20 protein-coding genes are annotated in these 20,451 nt (G+C 68.6%); 13 read left to right on the forward strand and 7 right to left on the reverse strand.

The window, feature by feature from the left end; translation table 11 throughout:
- The first annotated feature begins 163 nt into the window (after nucleotides 1-163).
- Entirely contained in the window at nucleotides 164-940 is a 777-nt protein-coding gene (locus tag IEJ02_RS09310) for an ABC transporter ATP-binding protein (protein ID WP_191064322.1), read from the forward strand.
- Nucleotides 937-3,531, forward strand: a complete 2,595-nt coding sequence (locus tag IEJ02_RS09315) for an FtsX-like permease family protein (RefSeq protein ID WP_223863634.1) — start codon at nucleotides 937-939, stop codon at nucleotides 3,529-3,531. The genes IEJ02_RS09310 and IEJ02_RS09315 overlap by 4 nt, the downstream gene beginning before the upstream one ends.
- A gap of 70 nt (nucleotides 3,532-3,601) precedes the next feature.
- On the opposite strand, the gene IEJ02_RS09320 is transcribed toward IEJ02_RS09315, so the two are convergent.
- Both IEJ02_RS09320 and IEJ02_RS09325 read right to left on the reverse strand, forming a co-directional pair.
- Nucleotides 3,602-4,279 carry a response regulator transcription factor gene (locus IEJ02_RS09320; protein ID WP_191064323.1) on the reverse strand — a complete coding sequence of 226 codons (678 nt, stop codon included), beginning with the start codon at nucleotides 4,277-4,279 and terminating at the stop codon, nucleotides 3,602-3,604.
- On the reverse strand, nucleotides 4,267-5,433 hold the full coding sequence (locus tag IEJ02_RS09325) for a sensor histidine kinase (RefSeq protein WP_137978609.1): 1,167 nt from the start codon (nucleotides 5,431-5,433) through the stop codon (nucleotides 4,267-4,269). Before IEJ02_RS09325 ends, IEJ02_RS09320 begins: the two co-directional genes overlap by 13 nt.
- Before the next feature lie 281 nt (nucleotides 5,434-5,714).
- On the opposite strand from IEJ02_RS09325, the gene IEJ02_RS09330 reads away from it, so the two are divergent.
- On the forward strand, nucleotides 5,715-5,882 hold the full coding sequence (locus IEJ02_RS09330) for a hypothetical protein (RefSeq protein WP_191064324.1): 168 nt from the start codon (nucleotides 5,715-5,717) through the stop codon (nucleotides 5,880-5,882).
- A gap of 145 nt (nucleotides 5,883-6,027) precedes the next feature.
- On the opposite strand, the gene IEJ02_RS09335 is transcribed toward IEJ02_RS09330, so the two are convergent.
- A complete protein-coding gene (locus IEJ02_RS09335) occupies nucleotides 6,028-7,023 on the reverse strand; it encodes an AAA family ATPase (RefSeq protein WP_317985767.1) in 996 nt (331 codons plus the stop codon).
- A 967-nt stretch (nucleotides 7,024-7,990) separates the two neighbouring features.
- Between IEJ02_RS09335 and IEJ02_RS09340 the strand changes: the two genes are divergently transcribed.
- Nucleotides 7,991-9,943: an SEL1-like repeat protein gene (locus IEJ02_RS09340; protein WP_191064325.1), complete on the forward strand. Its 1,953-nt coding sequence runs from the start codon at nucleotides 7,991-7,993 to the stop codon at nucleotides 9,941-9,943.
- Nucleotides 9,944-10,442: 499 nt separating this feature from the next.
- Here IEJ02_RS09340 and IEJ02_RS09345 read toward each other — a convergent pair whose 3' ends face one another.
- Together IEJ02_RS09345 and IEJ02_RS09350 are read right to left on the reverse strand one after the other, a co-directional pair.
- Nucleotides 10,443-10,916, reverse strand: coding sequence for a hypothetical protein (locus IEJ02_RS09345; protein ID WP_191064326.1), 474 nt, complete (start codon nucleotides 10,914-10,916; stop codon nucleotides 10,443-10,445).
- Nucleotides 10,917-10,933: 17 nt separating this feature from the next.
- Nucleotides 10,934-12,190 carry a helix-turn-helix domain-containing protein gene (locus IEJ02_RS09350; protein WP_191064327.1) on the reverse strand — a complete coding sequence of 419 codons (1,257 nt, stop codon included), beginning with the start codon at nucleotides 12,188-12,190 and terminating at the stop codon, nucleotides 10,934-10,936.
- Nucleotides 12,191-12,342: 152 nt separating this feature from the next.
- Between IEJ02_RS09350 and IEJ02_RS09355 the strand changes: the two genes are divergently transcribed.
- The 6 genes from IEJ02_RS09355 (at nucleotide 12,343) to IEJ02_RS09380 (ending at nucleotide 16,806) form a co-directional block, all read left to right on the forward strand.
- Nucleotides 12,343-12,756: a hypothetical protein gene (locus tag IEJ02_RS09355; RefSeq protein WP_191064328.1), complete on the forward strand. Its 414-nt coding sequence runs from the start codon at nucleotides 12,343-12,345 to the stop codon at nucleotides 12,754-12,756.
- Nucleotides 12,753-12,941 (forward strand): hypothetical protein, encoded by a 189-nt coding sequence (locus IEJ02_RS09360; protein ID WP_191064329.1) that lies wholly within the window; start codon nucleotides 12,753-12,755, stop codon nucleotides 12,939-12,941. Before IEJ02_RS09355 ends, IEJ02_RS09360 begins: the two co-directional genes overlap by 4 nt.
- A gap of 921 nt (nucleotides 12,942-13,862) precedes the next feature.
- The gene (locus IEJ02_RS09365; protein ID WP_191064330.1) at nucleotides 13,863-14,465 is read left to right on the forward strand and encodes a hypothetical protein; all 603 of its coding nucleotides are present in this window, start codon (nucleotides 13,863-13,865) and stop codon (nucleotides 14,463-14,465) included.
- The gene (locus IEJ02_RS09370; protein ID WP_223863635.1) at nucleotides 14,462-15,652 is read left to right on the forward strand and encodes a helix-turn-helix domain-containing protein; all 1,191 of its coding nucleotides are present in this window, start codon (nucleotides 14,462-14,464) and stop codon (nucleotides 15,650-15,652) included. The genes IEJ02_RS09365 and IEJ02_RS09370 overlap by 4 nt, the downstream gene beginning before the upstream one ends.
- A gap of 130 nt (nucleotides 15,653-15,782) precedes the next feature.
- Nucleotides 15,783-16,229: a GntR family transcriptional regulator gene (locus tag IEJ02_RS09375; RefSeq protein ID WP_191064331.1), complete on the forward strand. Its 447-nt coding sequence runs from the start codon at nucleotides 15,783-15,785 to the stop codon at nucleotides 16,227-16,229.
- Nucleotides 16,230-16,239: 10 nt separating this feature from the next.
- Nucleotides 16,240-16,806, forward strand: coding sequence for an HD domain-containing protein (locus IEJ02_RS09380; RefSeq protein ID WP_191064332.1), 567 nt, complete (start codon nucleotides 16,240-16,242; stop codon nucleotides 16,804-16,806).
- Here the strand turns inward: IEJ02_RS09380 and IEJ02_RS09385 are convergent.
- Both IEJ02_RS09385 and IEJ02_RS09390 read right to left on the reverse strand, forming a co-directional pair.
- The gene (locus IEJ02_RS09385; RefSeq protein WP_191064333.1) at nucleotides 16,794-17,267 is read right to left on the reverse strand and encodes an NUDIX hydrolase; all 474 of its coding nucleotides are present in this window, start codon (nucleotides 17,265-17,267) and stop codon (nucleotides 16,794-16,796) included. The genes IEJ02_RS09380 and IEJ02_RS09385 overlap by 13 nt on opposite strands.
- On the reverse strand, nucleotides 17,264-18,034 hold the full coding sequence (locus IEJ02_RS09390) for a helix-turn-helix domain-containing protein (protein WP_191064481.1): 771 nt from the start codon (nucleotides 18,032-18,034) through the stop codon (nucleotides 17,264-17,266). The genes IEJ02_RS09385 and IEJ02_RS09390 overlap by 4 nt, the downstream gene beginning before the upstream one ends.
- 959 nt (nucleotides 18,035-18,993) lie before the next feature.
- Between IEJ02_RS09390 and IEJ02_RS09395 the strand changes: the two genes are divergently transcribed.
- From IEJ02_RS09395 to IEJ02_RS09405, 3 genes are all read left to right on the forward strand, one after another.
- Complete coding sequence (locus tag IEJ02_RS09395; RefSeq protein ID WP_191064334.1) at nucleotides 18,994-19,134, forward strand: hypothetical protein; 141 nt, start codon at nucleotides 18,994-18,996, stop codon at nucleotides 19,132-19,134.
- Nucleotides 19,135-19,267: 133 nt separating this feature from the next.
- The gene (locus IEJ02_RS09400; RefSeq protein ID WP_191064335.1) at nucleotides 19,268-19,459 is read left to right on the forward strand and encodes a hypothetical protein; all 192 of its coding nucleotides are present in this window, start codon (nucleotides 19,268-19,270) and stop codon (nucleotides 19,457-19,459) included.
- 146 nt (nucleotides 19,460-19,605) lie between these two features.
- On the forward strand, nucleotides 19,606-20,382 hold the full coding sequence (locus tag IEJ02_RS09405) for a DUF4097 family beta strand repeat-containing protein (protein ID WP_191064336.1): 777 nt from the start codon (nucleotides 19,606-19,608) through the stop codon (nucleotides 20,380-20,382).
- The last annotated feature ends 69 nt before the right edge of the window (nucleotides 20,383-20,451 follow it).

Below are 20,451 nucleotides of genomic sequence, written 5' to 3' on the forward strand. Positions count from 1 at the left end.
GCGGCGATCGAGAGGGGGTGGAGCCAGCTCCACCCCCGGGCCGGAGTCCCGTACCCCTCCCGGTACGGGACCGCGCTCTCTCCCGCCCGCCCGCGCCCGTTTCTAGCGTTCTTCATGACCGGCGGACCCGTTGATCCGCCCGGCGCGACAGAGGGGCGGAGAGATGAACCGGCAGTGGCGCGGCCGTACGACGGCCACCGCGGAGCGGACGGGGACCTGGCACCACGCGCTGACCCTGGACGGGGTCACCCGGGAGTACCAGCCGGGGGCCGTGGCGCTGCACCCCATCCATCTGACGGTGCCGCGCGGACGGTTCCTCGCGGTGATGGGCCCCTCGGGGTGCGGGAAGTCGACCTTGCTCCAGTGCGCCGCCGGGCTGGACCGGCCGACGGCGGGCACGGTGCGCATCGGCGGCACGGAGCTGTCCTCGCTGAAGGAGGCGGCGCTGACCCGGCTGCGGCGGGAGCGGATCGGCTTCGTCTTCCAGGCGCACCACCTGGTGCCGTCGCTGAGCGTCGCGGAGAACGTCTCCCTGCCGCTGATGCTCGGCGGCCAGAGCGTCGACGGCCGGGACCTGCGGGCGCTCGCGGCGGTCGGGCTGGGGGACCGGGGCGGTTCCTTGCCGTCGGAGCTGTCCGGTGGGCAGTGCCAGCGGGTGGCGATCGCCCGCGCGCTGGTGACCTCGCCCGACATCGTCTTCGCCGACGAGCCGACCGGGGCGCTCGACCCCGCCGCCGCGGAGGAGGTGCTGACGCTGCTGCGGCAGGCCGTCGACCGTGACGGCCATACGGTCGTCATGGTCACCCATGACCCGTTCGCCGCCGCCTGGGCCGACGAGGCGCTGTTCCTGATGCGGGGGAAGCTGGTCTGGCGGCAGGAGCGGCCGGAGGCGGCCGACATCCGCCGCGTCCTCAAGGACCTGGGAGGGCGGACGGCATGAAGGTGGCCGCCCTCCTGGCCGCGCGCGCCACGCGTGCCCACCGTAAGGCGTGGACCGCCGTCTTCGCCGCGCTCGCCCTCACCTCCCTGCTGCTCGGCGCCTTCGGGCTGACCCTCGTCTCGGCCTGGAGCGCACAGCCACGGGTGGAGCGGTACGCCGGGGCCGATCTCGTGGTGGCCGGCGACCAGAACACCCGGTTCAGCGCGACGGCCTTGGGCGAGCGCGAGACCGCGAGCGCCGGGCTCACCGAGCGGGTCCGGATCCCCCGGACGGCGCTGAGCGTGGTGCGCGGGGTGCCCGGGGTGCGGACGGCCGTCGCCGACGTGGAATTCCCGGTGGGCCTCGCGGGCCGGTCCGCCACCGGCCGCCCCTGGGAGACCGCCCGCCTGGCGCCCCACGCGCTGCGCACGGGGCGCGCCCCGCAGCGGGCGGACGAGGTGGTGGTGGGCGGTGGGGCGGACCGTGCCGAGGCGGGCCGCGTCGGCGCGCGGCTGACGCTGCGCGTGGGCGGCCGGGACGCGTCGTACACCGTCGTGGGCGTCGCCGACGGCCCCCGTACCGCCGTCTGGTTCACCGGCGCCGAGGCCCGGCGCCTGTCCGGCCACCCGGAGGACCTGGACGCCATCGGGGTCGTCGCCGAACCCGGCACCGGCCCGGGGGAGCTGGCCGGACGGGTGCGGAAGGCCCTGGACACCGCCGGTGTCACCGACGTCGGGCACCGCGCGGACGGCGACCCGGACACCGTGCGCGTCCTGACCGGAAGCGAGCGCGGCGAGGCCGAGTTCCTGGCCGCCGCGCCCGCCCGCGGCGAGCTGCTGGCGGCGCTCGGTTCCGTGGCCGGGGCCGTCGTCCTCGTGGCACTGCTCGTCGTGTCGTCGACCATCGTCCAGGCGCTGCGCCAACGCTCCCACGAACTGGGCCTCTTGCGGGCGGTCGGCGCCACCCCCGGGCAGCTGCGCGGCGCGGTGGGCCGGGAGGTCGGGCGGGTCGCGGCCTGGGCGGCGCTGCTGGGCGCGGCCGGGGCGGCCCCCGCGTACCTGGGGCTGCGCGCGCTGCTGGACGCGCGGGGCGCCCTGCCCACCGGACTCGAGCTGACGCTGCCCCCGCTGCTGTGGCCCGCGCCCCTGGTCACCGCCGCCGTCACCGTCCTGGTGGCCCGCATCGCGGCGCTCATCGGCTGCTCCAGGACCGCCACGGCGCGCCCGGCGGAGGCGCTGCGCGAGCGGGCGCCCGGCAGGGCGCGGGGCATCGCCGGGCTGGTGCTGCTGGGCGTGGGCGCGAGTTCGGCCGGAACGGCCGCCCTCCAGCAGGGCGCGACCGCGGCGGCCGCGGCCGGTGCGGCGGCGGTGACGATGGTGATCGCCTGCGCGGTGCTCGGGCCGTGGATCGCGCAGGGGGCGATGCGGCTGCTCGGCGCCCCGCTGCGGCTGTTCGGCCCCGGCGGCCGCCTCGCCGCCGCCAACTGCGCCGCGTCCGCCCACCGCTTGGGCGCGGCGATCACCCCGATCGTGCTGGTCACCGCGTTCGCCGGGGTCCAGCTCTCCGGGGGCGCGACCATGACCCACGCGGGGGACGCCCAGGCCCGCCAGGTGCTGCACGCCGACGTGGCGGTGCGCGCGGACGGCGGCCTTACGGCCGGTGCGGTGGAGCGGATCCGCGAGGTGCCCGGGGTGCGGGCGGCGACGGAGGTCGTCCCCGGCACGGTGGTGCTGGCCCGGAGCCAACTCGGCTCGCCCGAACTCGAGCGGCTGCCGGTCTTCGGCGTCACCCCGGAGCGGCTGACGCGCACCCTCGACCCGGGGGTGCGGAGCGGGGACCTCGCCCGGCTGCGGTCCGGCACGGTCGCCGTCGGCGCCGACCGCGCGGACTCCCTCGGCGCGCGGCCCGGCTCCATGGTGACCCTGCGGTTCGGCGACGGCCAGGAGGCACGGCTGCGGGTCGTGGCGACGTACGAACGCTCCATCGCGCTCGGGGACTTCCTCCTCGCCCGCGATGAGCTGCTGCACCACACGTCGATGCCCGGCGCGGGGCGGATCCTGGTCGCGGCCGCGCCCGATGCCGACCGTAAGGCGCTCACGAAGGCGCTGGCGCGGGCGGTGCCCGGGGCCCGGGTGGAGCGGGACCCGGCGCCGGTGAGGAGCGAGGCGGAGGGCCAGGCGCTGGCCGAGGTGGTGTCGGTGGCGGTGGTCGCGGCGATCGGGGCCTTCACGGTGATCGCCGTCCTGAGCACCCTCGCCCTCATCGCCACCGGACGCCGCCCCGAGCTGCGCCTGCTGCGGCTCGCGGGCGCGGGCCGCCGCCAACTGCGCCGGATGCTGCGGCTGGAGGCGGCGGCCACGGTGGTGACCGGCCTGGTGGTGGGGGCGGCCGTGGCCTCCGTCCCCCTGCTGGCCTTCAGCGCGGCCACGGCGGGCACGCTGCCGTACCTGCCGCCGGTGCAGGCCGCGGCGATCGTCGCGGTGGTCGTGGCGACGGCGGCGGCGGGCTCACTGCCACCGGCGTGGCCGACACTGCGGGGACGGTATGTTTTCCGCCCCTCCGGCGCTGAGGGTACGTTTCCAGCCCCTCCAGGGGGCACCTCCCAGCGGTAGCTGGGGGAGATTGAGGAGCGGGGCCCGGGGCAGAGCCCCGGCGGGGCCGGGGCCCGCACCGGGCTCGGCCTCACCGCCTGTCCGCCGACTCCCCCGTGCTCGTCGCGCCCTTGTTGAGATACGCCAGGACCGCCAGCACCCGCCGGTGCCCGCTGTCGCTCGGCGGCAGGCCCAGCTTGGCGAAGACATTGCCGATGTGCTTGCTGACCGCGCGCTCCGAGACCACCAGCGTCCGGGCGATCGTGGCGTTGTCCCGGCCCTCCGCCATCAGGTGCAGCACCTCGCGCTCGCGCGGCGTCAAGGAGTCCACCGGATCGTCCCGGCGCCGGGTCATCAGCTCCTTGACCACCTCCGGGTCCAGCGCCGTACCGCCCGCGACCACCCGTTCCAGCGCGTCCAGGAACTCCTCGACCCGCCCCACCCGGTCCTTCAGCAGATAGCCGAGCCCGCTCGCGCCGTCGGCCAGCAGCTCGGCCGCGTAGGTCTCCTCGACGTACTGCGAGAGCACCAGCACCGGCAGACCGGGCATCTCCCGCCGCGCCGCGAGCGCCGCGCGCAGCCCCTCGTCGCGGAAGCCCGGCGGCATGCGGACGTCGAGCACGGCCGCGTCCGGGCGGTGTTCGAGGAGGGCGGGCAGCACCTCGGGGCCGCTGGAGGCGACGGCCACCACCTCGTGCCCGGCGGAGTTCAACAGCAGGACCATGCCCTCCCTCAGCAGAGCGTTGTCCTCGGCGATCACCACACGCACGGCAGCTCCACTTCGATCAGCGTCGGCCCCCCGACGGGGCTGGTCATCTCCACGGTCCCGTCGAGCGCCGCGACCCGGCGCCGCATGCCGAGCAGCCCGCTGCCGCCCGAGGGATCGGCCCCGCCCCGCCCCTCGTCCCGTACCGCGACCCTCAACCTATCGGGCATCCGGACGAGGCCGACCGACGCCTGTCGCGCCCCGCTGTGCTTGGCCGCGTTGGTCAGCGCCTCCGCGATCACGAAGTACGCGGCGGCCTCGACCGCCGCCGGGGCCCGGGGCCCGTCCTCCACTCCGTCGTCCCGTACGGACACCTCGAGCCCGCTGCCCGCCGCGAGCGCCCGTACGGCGCCGACGAGTCCGCGGTCGGTGAGGATCGGCGGATGGATGCCGCGCACGACGTGGCGCAGCTCGGTGAGGGCCTCCTCGGCCTGGTCCTGCGCGTCCTCCAGCAGCTTGTGCGCCGCGTCGGGGTCCTTCTCGTACGCGCGCCGGGCCAGCCCCACCCGCATCGAGAGCGCCACCAGGCGCGCCTGCGCACCGTCGTGCAGATCCCGCTCGATGCGCCGCAGCTCGGCCCCGTGCGCGGCGACGGCGCCCGCCCGGGTCTCGGACAGCTCCTCCACCCGCTCGGCGAGCCGGGCGCTGCGCAGCGCCTCCGGCGACGGCAGCAGCAGCGCCCGCGACCACGCCGCGTCGAGGTCGACGAGCCGCTCGATCAGCGGCAACACCACGGCCCGCTTCCCCAGCAGCCCGCACCACACCCCGTCGACGAGCAGCCCGATCACCCACACCGGCATCGCACAGCAGGCCAGCAGCCAGCCGTAACCGGCGTGGGCCACGAGCCAGCGCAGATCGCGGTAGGTGGCCGGATCCCCCACCGCCGCCCGCGCCCGCGCGAACGCCTCCCCGGTCAGCGGCCGGTACGCCTCGGGCACCGGCTCGCCGGTCCAGGCACCCACCAGCCGCCGCTTGTACCCGGCCGTCCTGCGCAGCAGCAGCACCGACTCGGGCAGTACCCCAGCCCCCACGACGGTGGCCATGGCCACGGCGGCGAAGATCACCACCGCGATGGACAAGTACGAGGCCAGGGCCAGCCCGGCCGCTCGCAGCAACTCGACCGAGGCCCACCCAGCCCGCCGCACCGTCTCCCGCATGGCGGTCAGGCTAAGCGACCGGCCGCCCCCGCGGGAGCGGAGTGCGCCGGCCGGTAGGTGGATGGGCGGGGGTGTAGCCCGCTACACCACGGATCCGGGAGCGCGGCCCATCGAGCCGGCGCGGCGAACCCGGAATCGTAGACCCCAGCAAACGAACCCGAACCCCCGAATCCCGGCCCCCGAACCCCCGACCCAAGAAGACGCCTCCCGACTCACCGGCCCAAGAAGACGACCCCCCCGACTCACCGGCCCACCAAGGGCCCCTCCGGAAGGAACCCCTCATGAAGTCCCTGCTCTGGCTGGTCCTGGCCCTCGCCGCCATCGTCAACGTCGCCGCCAACTTCGCCTTCGGCGGCATCCAGCAGATCATCGTGAGCGCGATCACCGGCCTCACCGCCATCGCCTCCGCCACGGCCCTCTACCTGACCCGCGACCGCCGCACCGCCTGAGCGGGTGCACCGGCACCCACTGCGGCGCATTGGCTCCGCGCACGCAAGGCGGCCTCCCCTTCGTTCGGCTGAGGTCGGCTTCCCAGGAAGTCGGCGACGCGGCCCACATTTGTTCCTGCCGGCCGGGTAAGCGGGGGGGCGTGCTTCAGACCTGCCCGTAGAGGGCCGCCAGGTCGATCAGTCGGATGCCCGGATCGGCTGCCGCCGCGGCGTACGCCTTGTCATTGAATCCAGCTCCGCTGAAGCAGATGAGCCGTGTGGCGCTCGTGTCGTAGCGTCCCGCCCGCATGACGAGGTCGCGGATGTGCTGGAGGCGGTTGATGTGGACCATGCCCATGGTGTCGTTCCACTTGGCCTCCCCGATGGCCAGGAGCGGTGGCTTGGCGCCGTCGGCGATACCGATGACCGCCACGTCGACCTCGTGGCTGGTGCGGGTCTTGGAGTCGTGGACGACGCCATGTCCGACGTGGGCGGGTAGTCCGCCCAGGAGTTCGGGGTCGGCGTGATGAAGGGCCCAGTCACGGCAGACCTGTTCGAAATGGGGCCCGAGGACGTTGCTGACGAAGCGACGACGACTGGCCTGCCAGACCCGTGGCGCGCTGCCGGGGTGTTCGAGTTGGTCCCAGACCGGGCGCATGATGGCGTGGTAGAAGCCGATCAAGGGTTCGGCGATGCGGTAGGTGGGCCGGTTGTCGCGGAAGGCGTCGGCGTCTCGGTGCAGCAGCCCGGCGTCTTCGAGGACGTTGATGGGGTGCGCGATGTCGGTGGCCTTGCGTTCCAGATAGCCGGCCATGCCTCCGCGAGTGGCGTTGCCGTCGGCGACGGCGGCCAGGACGGACAGGTACAGGGCCGGGTCGCGAAGGTCGGGCTCTTCCGCGAGGAGATAGCGGGCCTCGCGGAAGAGGGGGGTTTCGGGATTGAGGACGGTGCGGACGACCCAGTCATCGAAGTCGTCCGGTCCTGCGGGGGTGTCGCCGCGCGCGAACTCGCGCCGGTAGGCGGGGGTGCCGCCGACGATCGCGTTCACCTTCATGGCCAGATGGGGGTCGGTGATGCCCCAGAACTCGGCGGCGAGACGGTGATCGAGGGGGCGATCAGTCGCGTCGCGAATCTGCTTGCCGAGGTCGGTGGAGGCGATCAATGAGGGGGCTCCGGCGGGCTGGAGACCTTTGATCAGCGTGTGACGGCCACCAACGCCGTAGTGACACTGCAAGCCAGTGTCAGGGCCGTTCCGAATGCTGCGGCTGCCTTCGAGCAAGCTACGGGGTAGGTGGCGCGATCTCGGCGTGCAAAGGCTGCGGCAGCAATCGCGACAAGCACAGCGAGCAACACGACCACGGCGCAGCCCAGAACAACAACGGCAGAGTGGTCAGACACGATCGATCTCCTATCGGTGCGTCAGCTTGTGCCGCTCAATCTCGTCAAGTTGCTGTTCGTTGTGGTCCGCGACGGTAGAACTGGTCGAAGACGAACAGGAGCGAACGACCACGGGAGATGGCATGGCCATGGAGGATGATTCGTCGTCTGAGGCGGCCCTGGCTGAACTACGTGCTCGTCTGGAGTGCGGGTTGGCGGAGCTGGGTATAACGAAAACTGCCCTTGCACGGCGCTCGGAGTTGGGACGAACTGCTGTCAGCGAAGCGTTCAACAGGTCCGCTCCTGCTCCCTCCGCCCGAACTGTTGGCGCGCTTGCCCGAGCACTCCACCTCGACGTGCAGGCTCTCCTGAAGCTTCGGACGACCGCTGTTGGTGTTCAACACAGGTCTCCAGAGGGGAGCGCGGCCTCCCTAGAGGGGGGCATTGGGCGGCCAATCGCTGAGTTTGACCCCCACGACCTTGAAGTTCATCCGGCCATTGACGTCGTACCTGCTTTGAGTGAACCGAAGAGCATGCAGGCTCGCCGGCTGCCCGGCTATGTACGTCGTAACCACGATCGAGATCTTAAGAATCTTGTTGAGGCGGCAGCCGACGGCCAAAGCGGGATGGTCGTGCTGGTCGGTCCGTCCTCGACGGGGAAGACCCGCGCGTGTTGGGAGGCGATTCAACCCCTAGCGCCTCGGGGATGGTGCCTCTGGCACCCATTCGACCCCACACGAGCTGAGGCCGCCTTGAACGATCTCAAGCGTGTGGGGCCGCGCACTGTGGTATGGCTAAACGAAGCCCAGCATTACATTGGTGCCGGTCAAGGGGTGGGAGAGCACATTGCGGCCGCCCTTCGATCTCTCCTACTTAACCGACAGATTAGCCCAATCCTGATTTTGGGTACGTTATGGAACAACTACGCGACTGAATACACGACTCTTCCCGCACCGGGAAAGCAGGATCCATACCCGCAAACGCGGGAACTCTTGGCGGGGCGCTTGATCTCAGTTCCAGACAATTTTGACGCAGTCGCAATCAGAGATGCCCGGGTCATGGCAAGCGCAGGCGACCCGCAACTGGCTCAAGCATTAAAGCAAGCGCAAGACGGGCGCCTAACTCAATATCTCGCAGGAGCTCCAGCCTTGTCCGAGCGGTACAGAATGGCCGCCCCTGCCGTGAGAGCATTGATCCAGGCCGCCATGGACGGACATCGCTTCGGTGTCGGGAATCACATACCGGGGAGTTTTCTTGCTCATGCGGCAGAGGACTATCTCACAGATCCCGAATACTTGACTCTTGGGTCTAATTGGCTTGACGAAGCCTTTTGCGAATCCAATAGGCCAGTCCATGGGGACTTGGCGCCCCTGGCGCCCGTTCGCATTCGCGGCGCGTCTTATCGAAATCAACTGCACCAGATAACCGATATCGGATCGAGTAAATACCGACTGGCAGACTCGCTCGAACAACTGGGACGACTTGAGCGTAACCAATTTTGCCCGCCAGCTTCGTTCTGGGAGGCAGCTCATGAGCATCTAACGGATTCCGTAGAACTCGCAAATCTGGCCGTCGCTGCTCACGGCCGGCACCGACTCTACTGGGCCCATCGCCTAACCAGACGGGTTGAGGAACAAGGGGATGCCTCTGCGGTGATTGAGCTAGCGGATATATGGATGGAAGAACACCCCGAATTGGCCGAGTCTCTATATCGGCGGGCAGCCGAAATAGGGAATGCTCGCGCCATGAATAGTGTGGGGTATCTTCGTGAAGACGCCGGTGACAGAGACGGGGCCGAAGAGTGGTACCGGAAGGCTTCTGGAGCCGGCGACGGGGAGGCCACTTATCGCCTCGCCGAGATTTACGAGAATTTGGGGGATGTGGAAAAGGCAGAGAGGCTGTACCGGCAAGCTTTAGATCTAGGGGATACCGAAGCTCTGGGCTCCCTGGGGCGAATCGTATCCGACAGAGGTGGAGACGGTCTCGAGGCCATCTCTCTGTTCACTCGCTCGATCTGTCTCATGGTGCGCCAGGCCGCACGCGCAACGATAGGGCGTCTGGACAGAGTGGCGGGAGCACGGCACTCATCTATGGGGCCGTGGGACTCAAGAAAAAAGGTAGCGCATCCAATTTTTGGAATCGAAGAGAAGGGGGATGCTGGGGATTATAGAGGATTTCTCGATGCCGTAGCAGATGCCAGCCGCAATGGTGACACTTATGGAATTATGTGTCACTACCTGTTGCTTAAGTCAGAAGATGATGATCAAGCTGAAAAGATGCTGGAGCGTGCCGGGCGAGATGGGAATGCGTACGCCTTAATCGAGCTTGCGAACAATCGAGAGAAGGGCGGTAAGCTAAAGGAAGCGGAAGCTCTGTATCGAGCGCTCATTGGGTCGGGCGATAATGCTCCGCTAGCGCCCCTCGCCGACTTGATGAAAAAAGCCGGAAATCTTAAGGAGGCTGAGTCTCTTTATTGGCGAGCGATCGAGGCAGGAAATACATATGCCTTGTGTCGACTCAGTGAGCTCAAAGAGTATACGGGCGATCACGCTGGTGCGGCTGAGATTGCGCTACAGGCTGCTAATGCCGGGGACGCAGGTGCCGTACGTACGCTCTCGAAGGAGAGAGCAAGCCGCGAAGGGTTCGAGGACCCTTGGCCGCACGGGCTCGATCCGGATGGCACGCCGACGGCTGAATCTTGGTAGCTGCGTAGGTCTAGTGCTTCGGTGCGCCGACGTCCAGCCGGACCTAAGCCCCCACTCGCCCCAGCTTCCATCCCGTACGCCGTCGACCCACACACCGTAGAGCAGGCGGGGTTCCTGGCGGAGCGCGCCACTGTACGAACGACCTGGACGCCAGGAACCGCGTCTGCTCGGCTTTGCCTGGGTCGACGGCGTACGGGATGGAACCCCCGCGCACGCTACGACGAACCCGCAGTCGGCGACGGCGCCCCATCCATCCCGGTGCCGGCCGATCCCCCGCCGGAGGCACCGTTCTGACCTTGGCGGCTCACCCACGGTGTTCGCCTTGTGGCCCTCGGCTCGTCCACGCGCGCGGCACGGACACCGGCCGGGCTGGAGCGGGGCGGAGACAGGAGCGCAGGCCCGGCCGGGGGCCGGGCCGCGCGCGGGGAGCGGAGCGAGCCGCCTTGACACCGCTCGCGTCGGTTCGGCATATGCAGGAGGGAGCCCTCCTGCGGTGCGGTCAGTCGCGGGTGGCACCCCTCGGCCAGATCACTCGGGTGGGGACGCCGGTGCGGTTGGCATAGGTCACGACGTCGGCGGTGCCGCCGTAGCCGCGGGCCGGTTGGCCGTCCCAGACGGCGATCAGTTCGTCCGCGAGGTCGACCAGTATTTCGCTCCCGGTCATGTGGGCTTGCGAGTTGGACTCGACCAGACCCGTGCGGTGGACCTCGGTCGCCTGCTTGAGGAGGCGGTCGTAGGTTTCGTGGTGTTCCTCCGGCAGACCGTCGCGGTACTGCTTCGCGGGCGCCACGACCTCAAGGTGGCCGCCGGCCTTCAGCACCAGCTCTGCGAACCAGGCGTCCGGGCCGTCGGCGATGCAGGAGATTCCGACCAGATCGGGTCCGCGGCGCGTGACTTCGCCTTCTAGGGCCAGGCGAACCAGGCGCTCCGTCTTCGGGGGCAGACCTCGGTGGCCGGTGATGCCCAGTCGCATGAAGTGTCCTTTCGTGGTCACAGGTAGATGCCGTGCAGTCGGTCGTCGAAGTCGCGGACGATCTTGGGGGGAGTCGGCGACGCGTAGGTCCGTCGGAGTCCCCGGGCTCGCTCGACGATCCGGCCCGATCGGTACCGCAGGCCGGTCTCCAGGGCGCGAGTGGCGAGGGCGAACGCGCCGTCTAGTCGACCGCTTGTGAGGTGTGCGGCGGCGAGGTCGAGTTTCAGCAGCGCGCGTTGTTTCTCGTGGCTCGATGTCAGCGCGGCAGCCGCTGCGTCTTGGGAGTCGGCTACCCACTTCGGCAGGCCGAGCCGCGCACCACAGGTCAGCCGGGCCGCTGCGACCTTGCTGTGGGTGAAGGTGAACACCCAGGGCCACGGGGGCGGCTGCTCGTCCTGGAGGGCGTCTGTGCTGCGGGCGGCTTGGAGCAGGGAGGTGTCCGCGGCAGTCGCGTTTCCGGATGCCGCGTGTGCTTGGGCTTCCACGGTGCTGAGCCACGCTGAGCCGATGGCCGGTGCGTCTTCGCCCAGATGGCGACGGGCCCGGTGGATGAGCGACAGCGCCTGGGCGGCGTTACCGGCGTCCGCCTCGAAACCGGCCAGGCTGCCGAGTTGGTACGCGAGGAGCAGCCGGTCGCCGGAGGTGCGGGCGGCCTTGATGGCTGCGCCGTACCACGTACGGGCCGAGCCGATGTCGTTCATGTCCCAGGCCAGCCACCCGGCGAGGGACGCCGCTTCGCTGCCCACGGCGGCCAGACGGGCGCGCTGCTCCGGGTTCTCGGCCTCGCTCGTGATGGTCTGGGAGAGCCGCAGGTGCGCCAGGACCGGTTCGGACAGGTGCCGGGAAGGAGTGGTGCCGTCCAGGCGGCGGAAGGCTGTGGTGGCCGTGCGGAGTATTGCCGCTTGGTCGGCGTCCACGGGGTGGGGGCGAAGTGCGGTGAGCGCGGGTGCGGCGGCTATCGCCGCGGTCCCCGCGAGGAAGTTGCGCCGGTCCACGTCGAGCGGTCCATTCTCGGCGGCCTGGGCCGCCGCGTGGTCGGCGAGACCGACCAGACGCGGGGGAATGTGCAGATGCGTGGCGGCTCTCGCCAGGATGGTCATGTCGTAGGAGGCCGCGCCGCGGCCTTCGAGGCGTGAGACGGCGGACTGGCTGATTCCGCAAGCGTCACCGAGCTGACGTTGAGAGACGCCGGTGGCGCGGCGAGCCAGGCTCACCACCCGGCCGAAGTCACCTCGGCGGGAGGCGTCCCAGATCGCCTGCGCAGACCAGTTCATGCCCACCCCTGTTTCGTACCTGGGTCTCGCCGTTCGTCCGTTGTCCGTATGCGCTGACCGCATACGGACATGCGCGGCGCGGGTCGGAGCTGGCCGCTTCAGCATGACGCACGGTTCCGTCTCCTCACTACCCGTAACGGGGAAGGAGACGCATGACCACCAAGACCTTGCCGTGGATGCCGCCGAACGGCGACGACGTGGAGCTGGTTCAAGTCGGGCTGTACTGGGACGCGGTACGGGCCTCAGCGGACATCGGCGAGTGCGCGCTGAAGCTGCTCGCCGACGCGTCCGGTGCTGTCATCGCCGACTACGGATTGATGTATTGGCTCGTCCCGGCGGGCCATGCCCAGGACTGGCGCGGCTTGCAGCAGGTACAGGCCCTGTGCGTGCAGGGAGCCGCGGTTACGTACGTCGGCGTGCCCCCCGCGGGCTGGACGGATGGTCCGCGATTGCACTGGCGCATCCCGGTGGGGCCGGACCGGTACCTGACCGACGCGGTCCGGCTGCGCGAGGTCCTGGTGCGGGCGATTGCCGCTGAGCCGGCCGAGGGGGCGACGGCCCGGTGAGCGTTCAGGTCTGCGCCCGTTGCCTGACGACCACCAGGCATCCGGTCGTGGTCGCGATCGGGCACGGCGCGAGCGTCGGCGGCGGCACGGTGTACGCCTGCCCCGACTGCGCGCCCACCTTCCCGCAGCAGCGGAATCCGTTCGACGGGACGGCAGCCGTCGGCCCCAGCCGAGACGCAAAGTAAGACGGAGAACGCCGAAGGGCCCCACCGCGAGCGGTGGGGCCCTTCGGCATCGTGCCCGGTGAAGGCACTGGCGGAGGATACGAGATTCGAACTCGTGAGGGGTTGCCCCCAACACGCTTTCCAACTGTCCGCATGGCCGTACGGGGGCGTCCGTGGGCGTTCATGCAGCAGCTCAGACGGGGGACGCGTACGTCGGTGAACGGTGGCGTACGTCAGCGCACTGGACAAAGACCAGGACAACAGATCTTCGGCTCGGCCGTTCGCCTGTGAGGCGTGTTGAGCGACCTGACCTCTCGGGGTGCCCCTCAGCGACAGAGCGCGCAGCGGGGTGCTCGCGTGGGCTGAGACGGAGCGAACCTGTCTCAGCCCACATGATCACCGCTTACGGGCTCGCTTGGCTTCCTCGGCCTTCCGCTTGGCCACCCCCTCTTTCGTCCAGGCGGGAGGGTGGTCCGCGCACCACGTGCGTCCTATCTGCGCTGGTTGCTTGCAACGACCACGGCGGTACTTCAGCGGAGCCCCGCACTTAGGTTGGTCCCACTTCTTCTTCTGCTGAGCCACTTTGCCTCCGGCGGGTCGAGAGCGTTGTCCTGCCAGCCTCGCGACCTCGGAGTTCTGCGGTAGAGCGCATGGACGCGGATAGGTGTGCGCCCGGCGCGTGTGGCACAGCTAGGGGCGCAAGCGGCAACGGCTTTGGGTCGTCCACACAGAAGCGATGGCCCCTCTGACCTGCATGCCGACTTCGCGTCCCGCCGATAGCGGCCTCAGCCTGGCCGCAGGTTGGCCACGTGCCTGTCTCGTGGCCAAGGGCCCTTCGTCCCGCATGACGGAGCGCGGGCAGCCCCCGACGAGCGCCCCGGGGGCGAGATGGCCGGCACGCACCCTTACACCCTTAATTTGTACTGTGATAATTTCACGCCCATGATTAAGGATGAGGTTGAGCGCGTACGCGATGCCCTCGCGGACCTCTGCGAGCCGCTCCATGACGTCTTCGCATGGGCGGTTCAGCGCCGCGACGAAGCGCTGCCAGAGCTCTCCCACCACGTGTACACATGGCACGGAACACACACGATTCGGGCACTTGCGCACTACAGGTTGCGCAGGACGAACCTCGGAGTCTGGGCACTCGCGGGCAACCACGCGCGCAACGGGGAGCTGTCCCTAACTGATAGCGAGTACTCGGTACGCGTCTTGCATGCCCTCAACGACAAGGATGTGCCCCCGCCAGGGCCGAACCGGGCACGCACCGCTTATTACCACAACCCCCCTCTGCCGCTACAGGAAAAGCTCCAGGGACCCCCGAACGACAAGTTGCTCGCGCTATGGCGCATCAATGCAGGAACGGGAGTGCCATCCTTTCGGGTGGTTCGTCCCATCGGCAGGTGGAACTTCGGCGGCAAGGCGAAAACCGATCTAGACTTCCCCCTGCCTGAGACTGCGGTCGATCTGAAGAACTTGCACTTCGAGCCTGCCGCAGAGGGCCTCGACGAGATCGATATACCTATGGAGGATGACGGCAAATGAGCACGGTGCTAGGGGCTTCACCTGGTGAGCGCCTGCGCACCCTGAGAGAACTGTTGGGCCTCACAGGGGCCGCGCTGTCGGACATATGCGGCATGAGCAAGAGTTGGATCTCTCAAGTCGAGACGGGGGCCCGAGACGCCACGGAGGAGGGCCTACGCGCTGTAGCTGATGGAACCGGTACACCGATGTCCTTCTTCTACGCGCGCCCCTCTACCATCCCGCGAGACTCGCTCCATTTCCGCAAGCTTGCATCAGCAAGTCGCACCGTCACAAAGCGGGTTCAAGCCTTCTATGGGGAGAGCTACCGGGTAAGTGAAGACATCCTCCAGGATGCTCGCTACCCGGTGCCTCCCCTCCCGTACGCCACAGCGGATGAACTGAAGCCTGAAGATATTGAAGAGCTGGCGGACGCTACACGCAAGGTTCTTCGGCTTGCTCCTGACAAGCCAATCCCCAACCTGACGCGGGCCATGGAGAGAACGGGCATCGCAGTTGCGCCCATTGTGCTCACTGACCCTGTTAGTGAGGAACGGAGCGCCACGCAGAACCATTTTGGCCTCTCATATTGGGGCGGAATAGGCGAAACGGCACTCATTACTTATTTTCCCGGCGCCCAGGGTGATAGGGATCGATTCACGCTCGCGCACGAACTCGCTCATTTGATTCTCCACACTTTCCGCCCACATGCGACGGATCCGGAGACAGAAGCGAATAGATTCGCAGGTGCACTTCTTGTGCCTCGCGAGAGAGCAGTCGCGGAGATCACAGATCGGCTATCCCTGACCGGCTACGCACGCCTAAAAGCAACCTGGGGAGTGTCCATTCAGGCACTGATCATGCGAGGCTACGCGATCGGGAACCTAAGCGATAGCCGCAAACGATCCCTTTACGTTCAGCTCACCCAAAGAGGCTGGCGTAAGAACGAGCCTGTGACAGTCGGACAAGAGACACCTCTATTGCTCGGGACCCTTCTAACTCGCCAGTTCGGGGCCAAGCCGTATATCAACGCTGCCGAGCATCTAGCGATCCACCCGACCGTTCTTCGCTCGATTGCTCCTCTTCCTCAAGATCTCCGCCCGCGAACGGGTACCACCTCAGCGAGCGAGGGTGAGGTCGTCCAGTTTCGACGTCCGCCTCAACGACAGCAAGGCGAGCCTGATACCGGGTCTGACTTACTTGCTCAGTGAGGCTGGTTGCCTCGCTGGTGGCGCTAACGGCCGCTCGATCCGATCCGGGAGGGAGGTGATCATGCGAGGCTAGGGCTGGGTCGTGAAGACCTGAAGGCGCGAGGATCTGAAGAGGACCGGAGGAGACCAGATGCCGGGGGCCAGCCCGCGAGGTACATATCTGGTGATTGCCGATGCGCTGCGCAAGGGAATAAAGGAGGGGCGGATCACTGGGACTCTGCCCTCTGAGGCGCAGCTCATGAGGGATCACGGCGTATCGCGGACGACGGTCAGGCGAGCCCTGGCACTGCTACAGGATGAGGGCCTGATCCACTCGGCGCCCGGGGCCGGCCGCACGGTAAGCGGTACGTCTGACCGGCGCCCGCTGGTCGAGCGAATGACGGAGCTGATCACGACGACACCACTGGCTGTCGGGGATGCGTACCCCTCCGAGGCGCGACTCTGCGAGGACTTCGGTGCGTCCCGGACGGCGGTACGCCGAGCGCTAGCCCAGATGGAAGGGCAAGGGCTGCTCGCGACGGTCCAGGGCAAGGGCCGCACGGTTCGTGCTCTCCCGGCTTCCATCCAGACTTCGTAGGCTGGCCAGCATGGCATTGACCGAGCGGGCATACGCGCTCTCCGAATCGCTGCTGGCCGAACCACTGCCGCGCCGCTGGGCGCACTCCCTAGGGGTCGCGAAGTGCGCTGCTTCTCTGCGTCCGATCCTCGGCCGCGATGCCGACCTCTTGGAGGCCGCCGCGGTTCTCCACGACATCGGGTACTCGCCCTCGATCGCTACCACCGGCTTCCATCCCCTCGACGGTGCCCGGTTTCTGCGGGACCAGGAGGGCGCAGACGAGCGCGTCGTCAGGCTGGTGGCGCACCACTCCTGCGCGCTCCTGGAGGCCGAGGAGCGGGGGCTGCGCGAGGAGCTGGAGGGGGAGTTCCCGATGGAGCGGCCCGAGCTGGTGGATGCGCTCATCTTCTGCGACATGACAACGACCCCAGACGGCGGCCACACGACGCCGGCCGCGCGGCTCGATGAGATCGTCCAGCGCTACGGGCCGGACACGGTCGTCGGCCGATTCATTCAGCGCGCTGCCCCCGAGATCCATGCCGCGGCTGCGCGAGTCGAGAGCCGAATGGCTGAGGCAGAAGCCGGTCAGCCAAGGTAGGGCTCGTTCCGCGAAGCGTCCAGGCCGTGCCTGATGCGCAGCCGCATCGACGGGTGGATGTCCAGGTCATCGAGGTCCGTTGGGGAGACCCAGCGGACCTCTTTTGATTCGCTGCTCGTCCGGAGCTCCCCGCCGATGGGGTGAGCTCGGAAGCAGATCGAGAACTGCTGCCGGACCTCTCCGTCGTCGTACGCCATCACGTGGTTGGGGTCCGTGTAGAGCCCGACGATGTTGTCGACCTCGACGGTGATGCCAGTCTCCTCCGCCACCTCTCGGACGACGGTTTCGGAGACGGATTCGCCGATGTCGTGGCCCCCTCCGGGGAGGGCCCACAGGTCGTTATCCGTCTTATGAATGAGCAGGAGACGTCCGGCCTCATTCTGGACTACAGCGGTGATAGATGGCACGACGGAGTTGGCTTTTGGCGCGTCAGGGTCGTGGTAGTAGTCGATCCGGCTCATGCGTGAATGCCTGCGCAATCGGTTGGTGACGAAATCGGGCGTGCGCTCTCCCAGACGCGTTCGACGCTTTCGGCGTAGGTATCGAATAGCTCGCCGCCCGGCACGCGCTGGAGATGCAGAACCGGTGCGAGGTACGCACCGACGCCGTAGACGTGGCCGTTGGCCAGCAGTTCGTTATCCGTCCGGTAGATCGAGTTGTAGAGCGTGGTGCTGTGCAGCCGGAACTCCACGCCCGGCAGGCCGAACAGAGGGCTGTAATTCAGCAGGGCGTTACGAATTTTGCTGGCCATCGCTGGACCGATGCCCTCGTCATCACCGCGAGTCGCGACGGCCGCGCTGTCCGGGTCGCCGAGCATGAATCGGACCGGCACGCCGCCACTGGCCTTCTCCTTCACCACCCGCAGAAATGCAGGATCTTCCGTGAGCCAGAAGCCGGAGTACACGAGCACATCGAAGTGCCGGACGGCCTGAGAGAAGAGAGCGGGCCAAAGGCTGTGCGGTACGGCGGATCGGTGCGGGTAGAGCTTGACCAACTCGGCATTACCCGCAGCTGCGACTTCCGCCATGGTGCGCTCATCGGGCCAGAGGTAGGAGACCTCGTACCTCAGCAAAGAGGCGACCGCGTACTGAAACCGGCGATAGGGCTTGCGGTTGGGCTCACTGATCCAACGCTCCACCGTCTTGGCCGCAACGCCCAAGCGCTCCGCGACCTCTTCGTAGGTCAATCCGCGCTCCAAGATCGCGCCTCGGAGCCGCTCATTGGCCATCTCGTCGTCCTCCCGCACGGCAGGGACGTCTTGGGACGACTTCGACCTTAGCGAGTCGTCCCGGAGCCGTCCATCAGCGCAGTCGTACGTCTGACGGCCCGCCAGCAACCTGGAGTCACATCAAGGAAGCGCTGCTCCTCGCAGTCGCTTGACGGGTGGAGCGATACATGTATTACATGTATCGCAACGCGCCGGAGGACTCCGTGAAACGAGCCCAAAGGCAGCGGTTGTTGGCTTGAGAACTGAAGACCTGCGCGACTCGCTGGTGACGACCCCGGAGGCGATCCGGGAGGTGACAGCGGCTGAGTCCGCGGGCCCGCAAGGTCGGGCCCGGGGCGAGCGGAGCAGGTCAGAACGGCGGCCGGGGAGGCCGGAACATCCCCGGACGTGCGGCCGGTGGCCGTCTTGGGTGACACCGGGACGGCTGCGCTGAGCGAGCGGATCATCCCCGTACCCGATACCGGGCAGACGGGCGCAACTGACCGAGGCAACCGGCCGTACGCACGCGCTTAAGGGCGGCACATGGGCACCTGGAGAGGGCCTGTCGGAATGCCGTACCTGCGAGAGGCAGCCCGGGGGTGATGTCCCCATCACGACTGCCGCTCGTCATGCAGACAGGACGCCGCACCTGGCCCTGAGCCGTCGGCTTGCCTGTCTGCTTGATGAGAACGAATGCGCGGTCCCCGGGTGGCACCCCGGGGACCGCAACAGGCACCTGTAGGAGAGGCAACCTGTGATCACCAGCATGACACGCGGCTTACTCGCCGCGAACCCCGGTGACAGCGACCCGGACATGGACGAGGCCCTGCGGCGCGTCCGGTCGGGGGGTGTGCGCTGATGGCAGCGACGTGTGGCTCCTGCGGGGGCGCCGGCGGTCGGACCGAGGACACCTCGGAAGGCGGGGTCACCCGCCAGACCTGGCGGACCTGCGGCTCCTGCGGCGGAAGCGGGGTCAAGTGATGGACACCCGACCGCTGACGAACATCCCGATCCGCTGTACCACCTGCAACGGCACCGGTGAAGGCCAGTGGGTCATCACCGGCAACGGTTCGCAGACCCGCCAGCCCTGCGGCTCCTGCGGCGGCAGCGGGCAGCGGTAGAACCGCTCCGCTCCGCGAACCTTCCTTGCCCTGCTCGCCGGGGCGGCGGCCTCCGACCAACGACAGCCCGCCGCCCCGGCCCATCCATCCACCCGACAGACGCAAAGCCTGTCACCGCCGTAGAGGAGTAGCCGTGACCACGGCAATCCCGCGTCCGGCCGATCCGCGTTCGCCGCTTCAAGCGGCCCGCGATCGTGTCCGGGCGACTGCCCACCAGCTCGTCCACACGCATCTGCCCCTGCCACAGCGGCAGGAGCTGGCCGATCAGCACATCAAGAACCTGGCCGGCCTCCGAGCGCTGGAGAGCGGCGCGGCTCGCGACTGACGGTTGCCCGATCCGCCTGGCCAGTGCCGGGCGGTGAGGGGAGCTGGCTCAGCCCGTTCCGTTCGCCCGGAAGCGGTGGCCTCCGGCCAAGGACAGCCCGCCGCCCCGGTCCTCTTCCTCTTCCCTGACGTTCAAGGAGCTTCGGTATGACGGAGCGCACGTTCGAGATGTCCACGCCCGGCCCGGTGGTGCTGGGCCTTCACCTGCCGATGGGCAGCGTCGATGCCCAGGTCATCGACAGTCTGCGCACGGCTCGTGTGGTGCTGAGTACCGATGACTGTTCGGGCCCGGCCGCGGACGCGGTCAACCGGGCCCGCGCCCGCCAGGACGGGCAGAGCCTGGCGCTGGAAGTCCCGGAGCTGCCGGGCAACGTGATGACGCAGACCATCCGGGGCAACCGGATCGTGCAGCACATGGGCGTGGTCACCGGTTCCATGACCGGCGTGACCATGGTCAACGGACGCGTCATCCACGGCAACGGCGTCCACACCACGACGACGGTGAGCGAGATCCGCGCCAGGGTGCTCCTGCCGGCGCGTTCCTCGCTCGCGGTGGTCTCCCAGTCCGCCGACGCCGTGGTCAACGGCTACGTGGACCGGATGGAGTTCCGCTCCGTCTCCGGTGACCTGCGGCTCAACGGCGCCTGCGAGCTGCGCGCCCAGACCACCTCCGGCGACCTGGACATCGTCCGCGTCACCGATCGGCTCAGCGCCCGCACCGTTTCCGGTGACATCGCCGTGGACCTCTACAGCGGCAACGACGCGGACCTGAACAGCACCTCCGGTGACGTCATCGTCCGCGCTGCGGATGCCGCCTGCGGCTACCTGCGGGCGGAGACGGTCTCCGGCGACGTCCGCGTCGGCGGCAGTCGCAACCTGCGCGTGAGCGCGCACAGCGTCAGCGGCGACGTCTACACCCGCTGACCCCCTTCTGCCCCACCCCCGGGGCGGCGGCCTCCGACCAACGACAGCCCGCCGCCCCGGCTTTCCCCT

The organism is Streptomyces sp. 5-10 (assembly GCF_014712245.1).
GTDB classification, from domain to species: domain Bacteria; phylum Actinomycetota; class Actinomycetes; order Streptomycetales; family Streptomycetaceae; genus Streptomyces; species Streptomyces violaceusniger.